Raw genomic sequence first — 16,459 nt, forward strand, 5'->3', positions numbered from 1 at the left:
GGGCAGGTGGCAGGCCGGGCGAAAAAAGACCCCGCGCCGGGCCAGCCGGGCGGGGTCTTGGGCCTCCGAGAAGGCGGGGCTTACTGACCGCTGCTTTGCTTGATGGCCTGGAGCATCACCTTCGCCGGACGGTAGCCTGCCACCGTCGCGCCATTGGGAAGGACGGTGTAGGGGGTGCCGCTCATGCCGAGTCGGTTCGATAGTGCGATGTTCTGCTTGATCACGTCGCTGGCACAGGCTTCCGCATCCACGGACTTGCCCTTCATGGCGCGCTCGAGGGCCTGCTTCGGTTCGTCGGCACACTGCACCTGCGAGGAGAGGTTGAAGCCGTTGGAGCCCGGTCCCTGACGCGGGGTGAGGATGTAGGTCACCTCGACGCCCGCCTCGCGCAGGGCCGGCAGCTCGTTGTGCAGCTTGTCGCAGAACGGGCAGGTCGGGTCGGTCAGGATGGTGATCGCGTGCTTCTTGTCGCCCTTGGCCGGGTAGACCAGCTTGCGCTCGGCCGGCACGCCCTCGAGCGTCGCCAGGCGCTGGTTGTCCATCTTCTGCTGGGTGAGGTTCTGCCGGTTGGCGACATCGATCAGGTCGCCGGCGAGCAGGTACTTGCCGTCGGCCGTGACGTAGGCGATCTGGCCGTTGGAGACCAGCTCGTAGAGGCCCTCGGCCGGCGTTTCCTGGATCGAGTCGATCGGGATGCCCGGCATGTGCTGCTTGAGGCTCTCGGCGATCGCCTCCTTGTCGGCGGCCAGGGCCGAGGTGGCCGGCAGGGCCAGGGCGAGTGCCGCGGCTGCCAGGGCGGGCAGGCGCAGCCGGGTTCGGGACAGGGAACGTGAGAGGTTTTGCATCGGATCGTGAACCTGAAATTGTGTGTGGTTGGTCTGGTACATGATTTGGATCGTCATCGGGGACTCGGTTCGAGTCGCACAGGATGGTCTGGGTTCCATTGTGTCATCAAGCGGTGCGGCGTTGGCAGGTTGGTGACATCGACTTACCCGCGGGGATGGTGCTCGGCGTGCAACGCCTTGAGACGGGCCGTCGCCACGTGCGTGTAGATCTGGGTGGTCGACAGATCGGCATGGCCGAGCAGCATTTGCAGGGCGCGCAGGTCCGCACCGTGATTGAGGAGATGGGTGGCGAACGCGTGCCGCAGCGTATGGGGCGATGGCAGGCGGGCGAGACCGGCCTGCTGGGCGTGGTGCTTGATGCGGTACCAGAAGGCCTGCCGGGTCAGGGGGCGCGCGCGGTCGGTGACGAACAGCGCCGAGGCCTGACGCTCGCCCAGCAGGCCCGGGCGGGCCTCCTGCAGGTAGCGCCTGAGCCAGTCGATTGCCTCGTCGCCGATCGGCACCAGCCGCTCGCGCCCCCCCTTGCCGACGATGCGGGCAAGTCCGTGGGCGAGGTGGACCTCGTTGAGCGTCAGGCCGACCAGCTCGGAGACCCGAAGCCCGGTGGCGTACAGGGTCTCGAACATGGTGCGGTCGCGCAGGCCCAGCGGGGTGCCGGTGTCCGGGGCCTGCAGCAGGGCCTCCACGTCCGCCTCGCTCATGTCCGAGGGCAGGGCGCGGGGCAGGCGCGGCGCCGGCAGATCGCGCGCCGGGTTGGGCTGGATCAGCGCCTCGCGGCTGGCCCAGGCGTAGAACCGGCGGATGGCGGAACGCATGCGGCCGACCGAACGGGGTGCGGCGCCCTCGGCGAGCCGTTCGCCCAGCAGCCGGTGCAGGGCATCGGCATCGGCACGTTCAAGGGCGGCACTCTCGTCGAGCGCCCGCTCGCCCGACAGGCGTCGGGCGGCACACTCCAGGTCGCGCCGGTAGGCCGCGCGACTGTTGCTTGCCAGGTTTTCCTCCAGCCACAAGGCCTCGACGAAGGCCGTGATCAGTTCGTCGTCCTGCATCTCGATCCCGTCGGGCGGTGTGCCGCGTTCAAAGAACGGCCATTATGTCTCGACCGCCTCGGCGCGTCACCTGCCGCCGAGGGCGTCGCGGAACCGACTGATCTGACGGTGGATAAGGGATGGTTCCCCATCTTTTCACAACGTTTTTCCACGGATCTATCCACAGGTTGCGGCGTCGCGGGCCGGAGCTATCACAGTAGCGCCCGGCTGGCCAAGCCTGTGGGTCGTTCCGAGGCGTGTCGATGGCGCAAATTATGCAAGGCGTTGTTTTTGGGCTGTTTGTCCCGCTTTGTCTCGCTCGAGTCATCGGCTGGTCAAAAAATCCGCAATCCGTGCAAACCCCTGATGCCGCTTCGTCGAGGGGGGTTGTCAGCGGTTTTTCCACGAAGTTTTCCACAGTTTCTGTGCATAACTCGGATCGGTCATCCGGCAAACCCTTGTCGACCAATCGCTTAGCGGGGATTTCTGTGGTTCGATTGCGAATTCTTCCGCTAAGTGTCGAGTTGGTCCGGGCACGCGCCTCCCAGCCTTGCGGCGAATTTTGCTAATCTTGCGCGGTGCGATTTGCCCCGGAACAGCCGGGGCAGCGCTCGCCTTGCGGGCGCGACAAAACCGATCACGAATACCGATGGAGTCTTTATGGATAACCTCGAGTCCATTCTGAGCGAGAATCGCGTCTTCTCGCCGTCGACGGAATTTTCCGACCGGGCGAGAATCGGGTCGCGGGCGGCCTATGACGCGCTGGTCGCCGAGGCCGAGCGCGATTTCGAGGGCTTCTGGGCACGCCTTGCGCGCGAGTTCGTTACCTGGGACACGCCGTTCACCCAGACGCTGGACGAGTCGAACGCGCCGTTCTTCAAGTGGTTCGCCGACGGTAAGCTCAACGTCTCGGTCAACTGCATCGACCGCCACCTGCCGGAGAAGGCGGAAAAGACCGCCATCATCGGCGAGGCGGACGACGGCACCGTCACCCACATTTCCTACCAGGACCTGCACGACCGGGTCGCCCGGTTCGCCAACGGCCTCAAGGCCCAGGGCATCGGCAAAGGGGACCGGGTAATCATCTACCTGCCGATGATTCCCGAGGCGACCGTGGCCATGCTGGCCTGCGCCCGGATCGGCGCGATCCACTCGGTGGTCTTTGGCGGCTTCTCCGCCGAGGCGCTGCGCGATCGCATCAACGACACCGATGCCAAGATGGTGATCACCGCCGACGGCAACATGCGCGGCGGCAAGCAGGTCACGCTCAAGGCGCAGGTCGAGAAAGCGCTGTCGCACGGCTGCCCGTCGGTCGAGAGCGTGATCATGCTCGAGCACATCGGCGGCGTGGGCACCGACGGCTCGACCGGCGTGAAGGAGCTGACCTGGGCCGAGGCCATCGACGGTCAGCCGGCCGAGTGCGAGCCGGTCATGGTCGAGGCCGAGCATCCGCTGTTCATCCTCTACACCTCCGGTTCGACCGGCAAGCCGAAGGGCATCGTCCATTCCTCCGGCGGTTACCTGGTCAACGCGGCGATGACCTGTTCGTGGGTCTTCGACCTGAACGACGATGACGTCTACTGGTGCACCGCCGACGTCGGCTGGATTACCGGCCACACCTACGTCACCTACGGCCCGCTGGCGCTGGGCGTGACCCAAGTGGTGTTCGAGGGCGTGCCGACCTACCCGGACGGCGGTCGCTTCTGGGACATGGTCGAGCGCCACAAGGTCAGCGTGTTCTACACCGCGCCGACCGCGATCCGTGCCCTGATGAAGCTGGGCGACGAGGTGCCGGGCAAGTACGACCTCTCCAGCCTGCGCCTGCTGGGCACGGTCGGCGAGCCGATCAACCCCGAGGCCTGGGTCTGGTACCACCAGGTCATCGGTGGCGGCCGTTGCCCGATCACCGACACCTGGTGGCAGACCGAGACCGGCGCGCACATGATCGCCCCGATCCCGGGCGCGATCGACCTGGTGCCGGGCTCCTGCACCCTGCCGCTGCCGGGCGTGATGGCCGACGTGGTCGACGATCATGGCGAGCCGGTGCCCACCGACCAAGGTGGCAACCTCGTGATCAAGAAGCCGTGGCCGTCGATGCTGCGCACCATCTGGGGTGACGACGAGCGCTTCCAGCGCACCTACTTCCCGGACAACCTGCCGGGCTACTACTTGGCGGGCGACTCCGCGCGTCGCGACAAGGACGGCTACATCTGGATCATGGGTCGCATCGACGACGTCATCAACGTCTCCGGTCACCGCATGGGCACCATGGAAGTCGAGTCGGCGCTGGTGGCGCATCCGGAAGTGGCCGAGGCCGCCGTGGTCGGTCGTCCGCACGACGTGAAAGGCGAGTCGATCGTCGCGTTCGTCGTGGTCAAGGGCGACCGTCCGACTGGCGAGGACGCCGAGGCCATGGTCAAGACCCTGCGCAACTGGGTCGCCGAGCAGATCGGGCCGATCGCCAAGCCGGACGACGTCCGCTTCGGCGACAACCTGCCCAAGACCCGCTCGGGCAAGATCATGCGCCGGCTGCTGCGCGGCATCGCCAAGGGCGAGCCGCCGGAAGGCGATACCTCCACCCTGGAGAACCCGGCGATCCTCGACCAGCTGATGGGCAACGACTGAATCGTCGCCCGACGCTGAACGAGCAAACCCCGCGCCTAACGGCCGCGGGGTTTTTTGTGTCCGGAACACCGAATGAGGTCGGGGGCGCGATTTCCCGAGACTCTGACTATCTTCAGACTGGTCTCTGAATTCTTCCAGCCTCAAGCCTATGGCTTCGGCTGTTTTTGCCGAGGGATCGCATGACAGGGAAAGACAAACCGGCAGTTCGTCGCGTGCGGGTGTGGGACCTGCCGATCCGCGTGTTCCACTGGGTGCTGGTGCTGCTGATCTTCGGCTCCTGGCTCACCGCTGCGGTGCTCGACAGTTACCTCGACTGGCACATGTACATCGGGGTGACTATCGGCGGGCTGGTGCTGTTCCGACTGATGTGGGGCATCTGGGGCAGTGATACGGCGCGTTTCGCGCAGTTTATTCGCGGCCCCGGCGCCATTCTCGACTACTTGCGTGGTCGTAGCGCCCGCGAAGGGTTTCGGCTGGGTCACAATCCGCTCGGGGCCCTGTCGGTGGTCGCCTTGCTGGGCCTGCTGTGCCTGCAGGTGGGCACCGGCCTGTTCGCGCATGACGACAGTTTCAACGAGGGGCCGTTCCACGAGTGGGTCAGTTCGGATACCGCCGACTGGCTGACGGCGATCCACAAGCAGAACTTCTATGTGCTGTTCGGCTTTATCGTATTGCACGTCGGCGCGGTGTTCTTCCATGTGCTGGTCAAGCACCAGGACCTGTTGCGGGCGATGATTACCGGCTGGATGCGTATCCCGCCCCACCTGCGGCTGCATCGCGATTCGCGGCGGCTGCGTTTTGGCGGCTGGTTCGCCTTCACTGTCGCCGCGGCGATTGCCGGGGCTGTAGCCTGGTGGGTGGCCGGGCAGATCGTCACACTCTGATCGGGCCGATCGCCGTATGCAGAAAAGCGCCCCACAGGGCGCTTTGTGTCTTGCGGTCGGGCCTTGCCGTCAGGCGCGCCGAAGGCCGGCGGCGAGCAGGGCGACGGCAGCGGCCAGTTCGGCCCATCCGAGCCAGGAGACTGCGGCGACACCGCCCCGTTCGATGGCGGCGCCCTGAGTGGCGAGGAACACCACCAGCAGCAGGGCGCCCACCAGCGTCAGACGCCCCTGCTGACGGTCCCGGCGCGACTCCTCCCGGATCGCCTGCAATGCCTGGCCCTGCCGGTCGAGCATCTCGGTATGCCGGTGCACTTCGGTCAGCGCCTGGATCGACAGCCGCGGCAGCTCGGAGAGGTGCTGGTTGAGATAGGGAAGCTCGTCCTTGAAGCGCTCGATGAAGGCCTTGGGGCCGATGCGCTCGCGCATCCAGCGCTCGATGAACGGCTTGGCCGTCTCCCACAGGTCCAGGTCCGGATAGAGCTCGCGGCCCAGTCCCTCGATGGCGAGCAGAGTCTTCTGCAGCAGCACCAGCTGTGGCTGGACCTCCATGTTGAACTGGCGGGCGACCTGGAACAGGCGCAGCAGGAAGTGACCGAAGGAGATCTCCCTGAGCGGCTTCTGGAAGATCGGCTCGCAGACGGTGCGGATGGCCGCCTCGAACTCCTCGACGCGTGTGGTGCGCGGTACCCAGCCGGATTCGACGTGCAGCTCGGCCACCCGGCGGTAGTCGCGGTTGAAGAAGGCGTGGAAGTTCTCGGCCAGGTAACGCTGGTCCTCGGGCATCAGCGAGCCGACGATGCCGAAGTCCACCGCCATATAGCGCGGCTGCTCGGGGTCGGTGGCATCGACGAAGATGTTGCCCGGGTGCATGTCGGCATGGAAGAAGTTGTGCTTGAACACCTGGGTGAAGAACACCTCCACGCCGCGTTCGGCCAGCCGCTTCATGTTCACGTTCGCCGCGTGCAGCAGGTCCGTGCGGGCGATCGGTATGCCGTGGATGCGCTCCTGCACCAGCACGTCGGTGCGGCACCAGTCCCAGTAGACCTCGGGCACGTAGAGCATCGGCGAGCCGGCGAACTGGCGCTTGAGCTCGGCGGCATTGGCCGCCTCGCGCTGCAGGTCGAGCTCGTTCATCAGTGTCTTGTCGAACTCGGAGACCACAGCCACCGGATGCAGGCGCGGCCCCTCCGACCAGTAGCGTTCCGCCAGGCGCGCCACCGCGTAGAGGATTTCCAGATCGCTGCGGATGCGCCGATGGATGCCCGGGCGGGTGATCTTGACGATCACCTCCTGGCCGTCGTCGAGCGTGGCGGCGTGCACCTGGGCGATGGAGGCCGAGGCCAGCGGTTCGGCTTCGAAGCGGGCGAAGTGCTCCGTGACCGAGGCGCCCAGTGCGGCCTCGATGCGCTGGCGGGCGATTTCGGCGGGGAACGGCCGCACCCGGTCCTGCAGCGCGGACAGGGCCTCGGCCAGATCCGGCGGCAGCAGGTCGCGACGGGTGGAGAGCATCTGGCCGAACTTGACGAAGATCGGTCCGAGATCCTCGAGAGCGGCGACCAGTCGCTGGCCGCGCGTGCGACGGCGATTGTCTGTCAGCCAGTACCAGGGCGAGGCGAACTTGAGAAAGCGGATCGGGCGGAAGATCTTGAGCGCCAGCACGATCTCGTCGAGGCCGTGGCGCAGCAACACGAACTGGATCACCACCAGCCGCCAGAGCAGTCTCGGTCGCATCATGCCTTCGTCGTCCCGGTGCGGAGAGTTCGGTTTTCGAGGGCGGTCAGGCGGCGTTCGAGCTGCTCGACCGAGGCGCGGGTCGCATCGACGGCATCAAGAAAGCCCGGCAGGTCGAACTCGTCGGCGACCAGGCGGGCTTCGTGCACCAGATAGTCGTGCTGCTCGATCCGGCGGGTCTCGCGCCATTCGTCCGCGGTGCGCCGCAGCTGCCGTGCCGCCTGCTCGACCAGGCCGGCGGCCGACACGCCGATGCGTTCGGCCAGCCAGTCGGCCCAGTCGATGTCCAGCCCGCGCAGGGTGCGCAGGAAACGGGTCGCTGCGGCCTCGTCGCCCTCGATCTCGAGGTCGCCGGCGAACAGCGCGTCCATGTCGTGGCCGCGTTGCAGGGCAACCAGCAGGGCCGGGCCGCTACTGTGGATGGTTGCGTCGGGGGTGAGGTCGTCGGCGGCCCGCCACATCAGCCCGTCGGTGGTCGGGGTGAAGGTCAGCAGGGCGGCGGGGTGCTCGATCTGCAGGGAGAACACCAGTCCGGCCTGACGCGCCAGGCGCTCGCGGGCGACGGGATCGAGCCGGATCAGGCGGTTGAGGGCGGACTCGGCGGAGAATCGCAGGGCAGAGAGAAGCATGAAGCGTGACGGTCGCGTGGGCCGGATGGGTTCTACAGCCAGTCGGTCAGGGCGATGCCCATCCCGATGCGGCTGACCGAGCGATTGTAGTCGATCAGGCTCTCACCATAACCATTGAAGTACTGAACGTAGCCCTTGACCCGTTTGGTGAGCGGGAAGCTGTAGTCGAGCTGGATCGCGCCGCGGTTGTCGGAAAAGTCGAGGTTGTTCCGCCAGGTCGCCGAGATCGTTTGGTTGTTCCACTTGTAGGCCAGCAGCAGGTCGCCGTGGCCCATGTAGTCGGTGATGTCCGGGTTGTTGTCGTACTCGTCGGTATCGGGCAGCCGGTACCAGGCCCGCACCTGTCCGGCAAAACGGCCGCGACCGAAGGCGATTCCGGTCGCCAGGCGGTTCCAGCTGCGAGAGCGTTCGCCGCCCTGGCCATTGGAGGTGTGGATCAGCGACAGGCGCGCGCGGCGGAAGGTCAGTCCGGCCAGGCGGAAGTTGGTGTCGACGGTCAGGCCGAGCTCCGGTTCGTAGTTCGTCTCGCGAAACGGCGACGAGGCGTCCTCGTCCGCACCTAGTGCGGTGGTGTTGTAGGTCTGCCAGAGCGAGAGCTGGGTGTAGCCGAAATAAAGCGCGGTGTTGTCGCCCAGCGGGTCCTCCCACCAGTCGAACTGGAACGACAGCTGGAACTTGGTCTCGGCGTGCTGCGGCTCGAAGTCGTACACCGGTCGCGACAGGTCGGTGGGCGTGTAGGTCGCCGGCAGGATGTAGTTGGGCTTGTAGCTGCGCATGACGAAGGGATTGCGCTCGCCCGACTTCTCCGAACGGATGCGCTGTTCGAGCGCCACCGCCTCTTCGGGTTGCGGTGTGGCGGGCGGGGGCGCGTCCTCGGCCATTTTTTCTTCGGTCGCGGTTTCCGCCGTTTCGGTCGGCGCGACCGGCTCGTCTACCCCCTGGGAGGCGACCCGGTCGAAGCAGGCCAGCCGCTGGGCGTCGTCATCGAGCAGCGTGCATTCGGACCAGTCCGGCGGTGCGGACTGTGCTGCCCCGGCGAGGATGGCGAACAGGATGCCGGTCGACGGGACAAGTTGGCGCGGGGCGATGGGCAAGCGGTGTCGCGGCATAAGAAGGCCAAGTCGTTGAAGGGTGGCAGTCGGTCGGCCATGATAGACGCAAGCGACACGATCACCGAGTCGTGCGTTTACAGGCTGTTCCGGAAGACCGGGTGAGATGGCCGGGAGTTCCGTCGTGCATCCTTCCATTCAAGGAGGGCCGTCATGGCCAAGGCAAAGAAGCATGCCCGCCGACTGGATGCCGGTTTCGCCGCTCAGCCCGCCGGTGAAGTCGCCGCCACCCTGATCCGTGCCCAGCAGAGCGTGTTTCGCGATGCCTGGTCCCATTACCGCAAGGCGGCGGAAGATGACCCCGAAGCGCTGCATGACCTGCGCGTGGAACTGCGGCGCCTGCGCGCCTGGGTGCGGTTGGCACGCGATGTGGTCAAGACGCGCAAGGCCACGCGACGGCGGCTCAAGGCATTGGGGCGATCCACCAGCCCGATGCGCGATCGCGAGGTGATGCTGGATCTGTTGCACCAGGTGGGCGACACCCCGGATTGTGCCGAGGTGGCCGAACGCATCACCCGGTTGACCGACGAGCACGAACCCGCCGCGCACCAGCGGCTGGTATTCGACCTCAAGCCGGGGCTCAAGCCGCGCGCCCGGTCGAAGACCCCGCCGTTCTTCGAGTGGTTCGGCGAACAGCTGACCCTGATGCTCGACCTCATCCGACGCGACTTCGCCCAGGGGCGGGACGGTTTTCACGCCGCGCGCATCCAGGTCAAGCACCTGCGCTATCTGGTCGAGCCCCTGCACGAACCGTTCACCGAGGTCGACGCGCTGCTCAAGGATCTCAAGGCAATCCAGGACCGGCTGGGCGATCTCCATGACCTGCTGGTCTTCCGTGAACGCCTGCCGATCTACGCCGGCTGGCTGATCGCCGACGAGTTGCCGGAGCCCTTGGCCCGGCCAGGCAAGCAGACCCGGGCGGTGACCCGCTCGTTTGCGGGCGTGCGCGATCAGACGATCCGGCTGGCCGGCTGGCAGCACGAGGCATTCGAGACCCGCTGGCAGGCCTGGGAGACCGAGCGCCCGGCGATAGAGAAGCGGGTGGTGACGGCCTGCGAGCGGCTCGCGGCATCGCTCGAATCCTCGGCTCGGGGCGGCAATTGACAAGATTGGGCAAAAGAACAAGAATGCCCGGTCCCGCGCCGGAGTAGCTCAGTTGGTAGAGCAGGGCATTCGTAATGCCAAGGTCGTAGGTTCGACTCCTATCTCCGGCACCACAACCCCTTTGATTTCAGGTGTTTTCGATAGCTGACGCTATTGCCAGACGACTCCTGGAATCAGCCGGTTTGCACACGCAATGCGCCCGTGTGCCGACCATTGCCGAGCCCTGAGGTCCCCTGCCTGCCGCAGAGGGAGCTTCGGGGCTTTTTTCTTTCTCTTTGCGCCTCTGTCGACTCGGTTATCCGATGGGCCACCTGAGCTGCTCTTCGGGGTGTTCTGAGTCGTCGTTGATCTTGAGCTTCTTGATGCGATAACGCAGTTGTCGCGGGGTCATTCCAAGCAGTCGAGCGGCCTGGGCTTGGTTGCCGCTCGCATGTCTCAGGGCAGCCCGTATCGCCTGCACGTCGGTGTGCTGTACCCGCCGGTAAGTGCGCGGACGTCTGGGGTGAAGGGTCGTGTACGTGATCCACGATTCCCTGGCTTCCTCGTTTTCCGCTTCCGCCTTGACGTGCATGCTCTGAAGGATCGGAGCGAGCATCGAACTGACGATACGCATCAGATCGACATCGTCGGCATAGGCGTGTTGGGGGTCGGCGAGACGTTGGGCGGACAGCACCCCGATCGTCTTGGCATCCATGCGGATCGGCACGCAGACAAAGCCGATATGTTGCTGACTGCCGCGCATGGGTACGGCGATGCGGTGCAGGAAGATCGGTTCGTTGAGGATGTCGCCGACCACCGCGGCCTGGCTGTTGCGCCAGACGTGGCCGGTCAGGCCTTCGTCCATCGGGACCGTGTACTTGTCCGAGGCGAGTTCCTGCTCGGGAAGACCGTGGTTGAAGGCGACCTTCAATACCTTTGCCCGGTAGTCGGGCAGCATGATCCTGCCATAGTGCAATCCCGCCCAATGGGACAGGAGGCTCAGGGCGCTGTTGATCTTCTGTTCCGGGGGCATCGCCCCGTTCATCAGGCGAGACATCTCCAGCAGGAAGGCTGCGTGTACTTCTCGGGGAGCCGTCGGATGAGGCATGGCGTGATGTTCTCTGTAAAAGCTGGACTCGTATCGGCTGCGGGTACTGCCGTTCCACCCGGGCCTTCCTCGCTGATCTGCAAAAAGTGCGCCCAACCTGATGCTGTCCTGCCCGGAAAACCGGCCCATTCCCCCTCGACGGGTATCCCGTTCGGTTAAGTGACTGAATATTAAAAGTGTCGTTCTTTGTCAGATCGGCCTTTTTCGTTTCTGTGCATTTCCTGCCATTTATGTAATTGTCGCGGAATGTAACGCGACGAACTAAAAGGGTGCCTATTTTTTTCCTCGGTGCACCGATGCGATGCGACGGATGTATTTTCCGGGTGTCGTTTTTTCATTTGTTTTTGGTCTGCAAGCATTTGTTTGTCAATGGGAAAAGGTCGGTTCTCCGTCTGGTGGCACAGGCTTTGCGTTGTCAGTGGTCGCTCACTCATGCCGCATTAACTTGCTGGTAATCGAAGCAACCGCAATACGAGGCGCAGACAGATGTCCGACAACAAAGAGTTTTTCAGCCGCCGTACCCTGCTCAAGTCCATGATGGCTGCCCCCATCATGGCCTCGGGGGTTATGGGGTCCCGACAAGTAATGGCCGCCAAGCCGGCGACCTCCGAGATCAATACCACCGGCCTGGCCGTGGACGACGACACCGTCAAGGTGGGGATCCTGCATTCCCTGACCGGCACCATGGCCATCAGTGAAACCGGCTCGGTCGAGGCGGAGACGCTCGCCATCGAGCAGATCAACGCCATGGGCGGCATCCTCGGCCGCAAGATCGAGATCATCAAGGAAGACGGTGCCAGTGACTGGCCGACCTTCGCCCAGCGCACCCGCAAGCTGCTGCGCGAAGACAACGTCGCGGCGATCATGGGCTGCTGGACTTCGGCATCGCGCAAGGCGGTCCTGCCGGTCCTCGAGAAGGAAAACGGCCTGCTCTACTACCCGACCTTCTACGAGGGTCTCGAGCAGTCGCCCAACGTCTTCTACACCGGCCAGGAGGCCACCCAGCAGATCCTGGCGAGCCTCGACTGGCTCTGGGAAGAGAAGGGCGCACGGACGTTCTACCTGGTCGGCTCCGACTACATCTGGCCGCGTACCACCATGAAGATCGCCCGTATCCACATCGAGAAGGTGCTGGGCGGCAAGGTCGTGGGCGAGGACTACGCCCCGCTGGGTCACACCTCCTTCGGCTCGATGATCAACCGCATCCGCCTGCGTCGTCCGGACGCCATCTACGGCGCCGTGGTCGGTGGTTCCAATGTGGCCTTCTTCCGTCAGCTCAACGCCGCCGGCCTGAACGGCAACCGTCAGCTGTTGCTGTCGCTGGCGACCACCGAGGACGAAGTGCTCGGCATCGGCGGCGAGAACGTCGAGGGCTGCTACTCGGCCATGAAGTACTTCCAGAGCATCGAGAACGACAACAACGAGGAATTCGTCAAGGCGTTCAAGGAGCGCTGGGGCGAGGACAGCGTGATCGGTGACGTGACCCAGGCCGCCTACCTCGGTCCGTGGCTGTGGAAGATGGCCGTCGAGAAGGCCGGCAGCTTCGATGTCGAGAAGGTCGCCGCCGCCTCGCCGGGCCTGGAGTTCAAGAAGGCGCCGGAAGGCTACGTCAAGGTTCACAAGAACCACCACCTGTGGAGCAAGACGCGCATCGGCAAGTGGCGCAAGGACGGCCAGGCCGACGTGGTCTACGAGTCGCCGGAGCTGATCGAGCCGAACCCGTTCCCGGAAGGCTACCAGTAAGCCGAGAGCGGGGAGGCGTCGTGCCCGTGTCGGGCCGGCGCCTTTTTTGGTGGCTGTGATAACCGAGCCGCTTGCCTAACCGGCTCTCTCACAAGGTGTAATTTCCATGGACTATTCAATGCAGGACCTCATGGCGATATTCGCCATGCAAGGGTTCGCCGGGCTGAGTTTCTTCTCGGTCCTGCTGCTCATGGCTCTGGGCCTGGCCATCATCTTCGGCCAGATGCGGGTCATCAACATGGCCCACGGCGAATTCATGGTCATCGGCGCCTACACGACCTACGTGGTATCGGAGGTCATGGGCGGCTGGGGATCATGGGGCGCGGAGTACTACATACTCTTTGCCATCCCGTTGGCCTTCCTGGTGGCCTTCCTGGTCGGCATGGTGGTCGAGGTCCTCATGATCCGTCACCTGTATCACCGACCGTTGGACACGCTGCTCGCGACCTGGGGCCTCGCCCTGATCATGCAGCAGGTGTTCCGGTCCGTCTTCGGTGCCCGGGAAGTCAGCCCGTCCACGCCGTCATGGCTGGATGGCGCCTGGACCCCGACGCCGATGATCTACATCCCCCTCAACGGCCTGTTCATCATGGGGCTGACGCTCGTGGTGACGCTGGGCGTGGTGTGGCTGATGTACCGCTCCCGCTGGGGGCTGCGCGTGCGCTCGACCATGGCCAGTCGCGAGATGAGTGCGGCGGTGGGCATCAATACCCGCTGGGTCGACCGTCTGACGTTCGCCCTCGGCTGCGGTGTCGCCGGTATCGCCGGGGCCGCGTTCACGATGATCTCGTCCACGGGGCCGACCAGCGGCACGCTCTACATCGTCGACACCTTCCTGGTGGTCGTGTTCGGTGGCGCGGGCAGCATTTCCGGGACCGTCGTGTCCGCATTCCTGATCGCTCAGGGCCAGTCCATCCTCGAGTTCTTCCTTGGCAGCTCAATGGCGAAGGTGCTCACCCTGCTGGTGATCATCGGGATCCTGATGTTGCGCCCCGAGGGCCTGTTCAAGAGCAAGGTGCGTCGCTGAGGCGGCGCTCCCAGGGAGTATTTGAGATATGAATAACTTTCTTTCACTCATCGCGGAAAAACGTGGCCTGCCGGGGGTGCTGATCCTCGCGCTCGTCCTGCTGGTGCTGTTTCCGCTGACGATGGACATCAACAACCTGAACCTCGCCGGGCGGTTCCTTGCCTTCGCCTTCGTCGCCGTCGGCATCGCGCTGTCCTGGGGTTACGGGGGGATGCTCAGCCTCGGCCAGGGCGTGTTCTTCGGCATCGGCGGCTACGCCATGGCGATGTTCCTCAAGCTCGAGGCCTCCGATCCGGAAAGCACGGCCGCCCAGACCACGCCGGGGATCCCGGACTTCATGGACTGGAACCAGATCACCTCGCTGCCGTGGTTCTGGGAGCCGTTCCACAGCTTCACCTTCACGGTGCTGGCGATCCTGATCGTTCCGACGATCGTGGCCGCATTGATCGGTTTCGCCCTGTTCACCCGACGGGTCACCGGTGTGTTCTTCGCGATCATCACCCAGGCCCTGGTCACCATCGCGACCATCCTGATCGTCGGTCAGCAGGGCTTCACCGGCGGGGCGAACGGCATCACCGACCTGCGCACGCTGATGGGCTGGGACATCCGCACCGACGATGCGCTGTTCACGCTCTACTACATCAGCGCCGTGCTGCTGATCGGCTGCGTGATCCTGGGGCTGTGGCTGCTGTCGACCAAGTACGGGAGCATCCTGACGGCCCTGCGTGACCGCGAGGATCGCATCCGCTTCTCCGGCTACAACGTGGCCTACTTCAAGGTGTTCATCTTCGCGGTCTCGGCAATGATGTCCGGTATCGGCGGGGCGATGTTCACCCTGCAGGTCGGCTTCATGTCGCCGAGTCTGATCGGGATCATCCCGTCGATCGAGTTCGTCATCTTCGCCGCTGTCGGTGGTCGCCTGTCGCTGGTCGGTGCCGTGTACGGCGCGCTGATCGTCGGCTACGCCAAGGTGATGTTCGCCGAGGCCTACCCCGAGCTCTGGCTGTTCCTGATCGGTTCGGTCTTCATCGCGGTGGTCATGTTCGCCCCCTACGGCCTTGCCGGCCTGTACGACAAGTACGCCCGGCCGCACATCCAGCGCTTCATGCGCGAGAAAGGCTGGCTGAAGGACGGTGCGTCCCCAACCCTTCCCTCGGCATCCACGGAGGCGAAATAGATGAGCACGAACACCAACTTTCTCCTCGCCATTGAAGACCTGACGGTGTCGTTCGACGGCTTCAAGGCGATCGAGGGGCTGAACTTCTATGTCGACTCGAACGAGCTTCGGGTGGTGATCGGTCCCAACGGGGCCGGCAAGACCACCCTGCTCGACCTGATCTGCGGGAAGACCAAGGCCACGGACGGCTCGATCAAGTTCAAGAACAAGGAGCTCACCAAGCTGCCCGAGCACCGGATCGTCTGGGAAGGGGTGGGGCGGAAGTTCCAGACCCCGTCGGTCTACGAGGCGCTAACCGTCTACGAGAACCTCGAGGTCTCCTACCCCAAGGGCAAGAGCGTCTTCGGCTCGCTGTTCTTCAAGAACACCGCCGAGGTCGACGGCAAGATCCGCGAGATCGCCGAATCGATCTTCCTCACGGATCTGCTCGACCGCCCGGCCGACGAGCTCAGTCACGGCCAGAAGCAGTGGCTCGAGATCGGCATGCTGCTGATCCAGGACCCCGAGCTCCTGATGCTCGACGAGCCGGTGGCCGGGATGAGCGTCTCGGAGCGGGAGAAGACCGCCGAGCTGCTCAATCGGATCAGCAAGGGCCGGTCGGTAATCGTGATCGAGCACGACATGGACTTCGTCAAGGAGATCGCGAGCAAGGTGACCGTCATGCACCAGGGCAACGTGCTGGCCGAGGGTGACATGGAGACCGTTCAGTCGGATCCCCGTGTGATCGAGGTCTATCTCGGGCACTGATTCCTGAATCCAAAGGGTGAATCGAATGTTTGAAGTGACTGGATTGCGATCCGGCTATGGCCAGAGTGAAGTCATCAAGTCGCTGGACCTGACGGTCGGCGACAACGAGACGCTCGCCATCATGGGTCGGAACGGGATGGGCAAGACCACCCTGTTCAAGACCCTGGTGGGACTGATCGAGGCGAGGGACGGCAAGATCGCCCTCAACGGCGAGGAGCTCACCAAGGAGCCGACACACAAGCGGGTGGCCAGCGGGCTCGCCTACGTGCCCCAGGGGCGCATGATCTTCCCGAGCCTCACGGTGCTCGAGAACATCAGCACGGGACTGGAGACCGTCAAGTCCAAGCGGATTCCGCACGACATCTTCGACCTGTTCCCGGTGCTGCACGACATGCGGCATCGCAAGGGCGGCAACCTCTCCGGCGGTCAACAGCAGCAGCTGGCGATCGCCCGGGCGCTGGTGTCGAACCCGGAGGTGCTGCTGCTGGACGAGCCGACCGAGGGCATCCAGCCGTCGATCATCAAGGACATCGCCAAGACGCTCAACGACATCAGCGAGATGCGCAAGATCACCATCGTGGTCTCGGAACAGATCCTGAGCTTCACGATGGAGATCGCCGACCGCCTGATGGTGATCGAATCCGGAAAGATCGTCTACGAGGCACCGCGCTCCGAGTGCGACGAGCAGACCATCAGCGACTTCCTTTCCGTCTAACGCGCTCC

Annotated in this window: 14 protein-coding genes and 1 tRNA gene; 9 read left to right on the forward strand and 6 right to left on the reverse strand. The window is 64.5% G+C overall.

Annotation, left to right across the window (positions count from 1 at the left end; genetic code table 11):
* Positions 1–80 precede the first annotated feature (80 nt).
* Together AWR35_RS06960 and xerD are read right to left on the reverse strand one after the other, a co-directional pair.
* Entirely contained in the window at positions 81–845 is a 765-nt protein-coding gene (locus tag AWR35_RS06960; protein ID WP_197408154.1) for a DsbC family protein, read from the reverse strand.
* Positions 846–988: 143 nt separating this feature from the next.
* On the reverse strand, positions 989–1,894 hold the full coding sequence (xerD, locus tag AWR35_RS06965) for a site-specific tyrosine recombinase XerD (protein ID WP_058575203.1): 906 nt from the start codon (positions 1,892–1,894) through the stop codon (positions 989–991).
* Between the two features lie 639 nt (positions 1,895–2,533).
* Between xerD and acs the strand changes: the two genes are divergently transcribed.
* Positions 2,534–4,498, forward strand: a complete 1,965-nt coding sequence (acs, locus tag AWR35_RS06970; RefSeq protein WP_058575204.1) for an acetate--CoA ligase — start codon at positions 2,534–2,536, stop codon at positions 4,496–4,498.
* A 179-nt stretch (positions 4,499–4,677) separates the two neighbouring features.
* Positions 4,678–5,382, forward strand: a complete 705-nt coding sequence (locus AWR35_RS06975) for a cytochrome b/b6 domain-containing protein (protein WP_066185089.1) — start codon at positions 4,678–4,680, stop codon at positions 5,380–5,382.
* Positions 5,383–5,451: 69 nt separating this feature from the next.
* On the opposite strand, the gene ubiB is transcribed toward AWR35_RS06975, so the two are convergent.
* From ubiB to AWR35_RS06990, 3 genes are read right to left on the reverse strand one after another with little or no spacing between them, the layout of a single operon-like run.
* Positions 5,452–7,113, reverse strand: a complete 1,662-nt coding sequence (gene ubiB / locus AWR35_RS06980; RefSeq protein WP_058575206.1) for a ubiquinone biosynthesis regulatory protein kinase UbiB — start codon at positions 7,111–7,113, stop codon at positions 5,452–5,454.
* The gene (locus AWR35_RS06985; protein ID WP_058575207.1) at positions 7,113–7,742 is read right to left on the reverse strand and encodes an SCP2 sterol-binding domain-containing protein; all 630 of its coding nucleotides are present in this window, start codon (positions 7,740–7,742) and stop codon (positions 7,113–7,115) included. The genes ubiB and AWR35_RS06985 overlap by 1 nt, the downstream gene beginning before the upstream one ends.
* A gap of 32 nt (positions 7,743–7,774) precedes the next feature.
* Positions 7,775–8,851, reverse strand: coding sequence for a phospholipase A (locus AWR35_RS06990; protein ID WP_058575208.1), 1,077 nt, complete (start codon positions 8,849–8,851; stop codon positions 7,775–7,777).
* 153 nt (positions 8,852–9,004) lie between these two features.
* Here AWR35_RS06990 and AWR35_RS06995 point away from each other — a divergent pair, with 153 nt between their 5' ends.
* Both AWR35_RS06995 and AWR35_RS07000 read left to right on the forward strand, forming a co-directional pair.
* A complete protein-coding gene (locus AWR35_RS06995) occupies positions 9,005–9,955 on the forward strand; it encodes a CHAD domain-containing protein (RefSeq protein ID WP_058575209.1) in 951 nt (316 codons plus the stop codon).
* A gap of 37 nt (positions 9,956–9,992) precedes the next feature.
* Positions 9,993–10,068: transfer RNA gene (locus AWR35_RS07000), tRNA-Thr, on the forward strand.
* Between the two features lie 182 nt (positions 10,069–10,250).
* Here the strand turns inward: AWR35_RS07000 and AWR35_RS07005 are convergent.
* Positions 10,251–11,042 (reverse strand): helix-turn-helix domain-containing protein, encoded by a 792-nt coding sequence (locus tag AWR35_RS07005; RefSeq protein WP_197408155.1) that lies wholly within the window; start codon positions 11,040–11,042, stop codon positions 10,251–10,253.
* 486 nt (positions 11,043–11,528) lie between these two features.
* Here AWR35_RS07005 and urtA point away from each other — a divergent pair, with 486 nt between their 5' ends.
* From urtA to urtE, 5 genes are all read left to right on the forward strand, one after another.
* Complete coding sequence (urtA, locus tag AWR35_RS07010; protein WP_058575211.1) at positions 11,529–12,785, forward strand: urea ABC transporter substrate-binding protein; 1,257 nt, start codon at positions 11,529–11,531, stop codon at positions 12,783–12,785.
* Between the two features lie 106 nt (positions 12,786–12,891).
* A complete protein-coding gene (gene urtB, locus AWR35_RS07015; protein ID WP_058575212.1) occupies positions 12,892–13,812 on the forward strand; it encodes an urea ABC transporter permease subunit UrtB in 921 nt (306 codons plus the stop codon).
* 28 nt (positions 13,813–13,840) lie between these two features.
* The gene (gene urtC, locus AWR35_RS07020; RefSeq protein ID WP_058575213.1) at positions 13,841–14,989 is read left to right on the forward strand and encodes an urea ABC transporter permease subunit UrtC; all 1,149 of its coding nucleotides are present in this window, start codon (positions 13,841–13,843) and stop codon (positions 14,987–14,989) included.
* Entirely contained in the window at positions 14,990–15,736 is a 747-nt protein-coding gene (gene urtD / locus AWR35_RS07025) for an urea ABC transporter ATP-binding protein UrtD (protein WP_058575214.1), read from the forward strand. It abuts the gene before it with no gap.
* A 25-nt stretch (positions 15,737–15,761) separates the two neighbouring features.
* Positions 15,762–16,451, forward strand: a complete 690-nt coding sequence (gene urtE / locus AWR35_RS07030; protein WP_058575215.1) for an urea ABC transporter ATP-binding subunit UrtE — start codon at positions 15,762–15,764, stop codon at positions 16,449–16,451.
* The last annotated feature ends 8 nt before the right edge of the window (positions 16,452–16,459 follow it).

The sequence above is a fragment of the Guyparkeria sp. WRN-7 genome (assembly GCF_001641825.1).
GTDB lineage: Bacteria > Pseudomonadota > Gammaproteobacteria > Halothiobacillales > Halothiobacillaceae > Guyparkeria.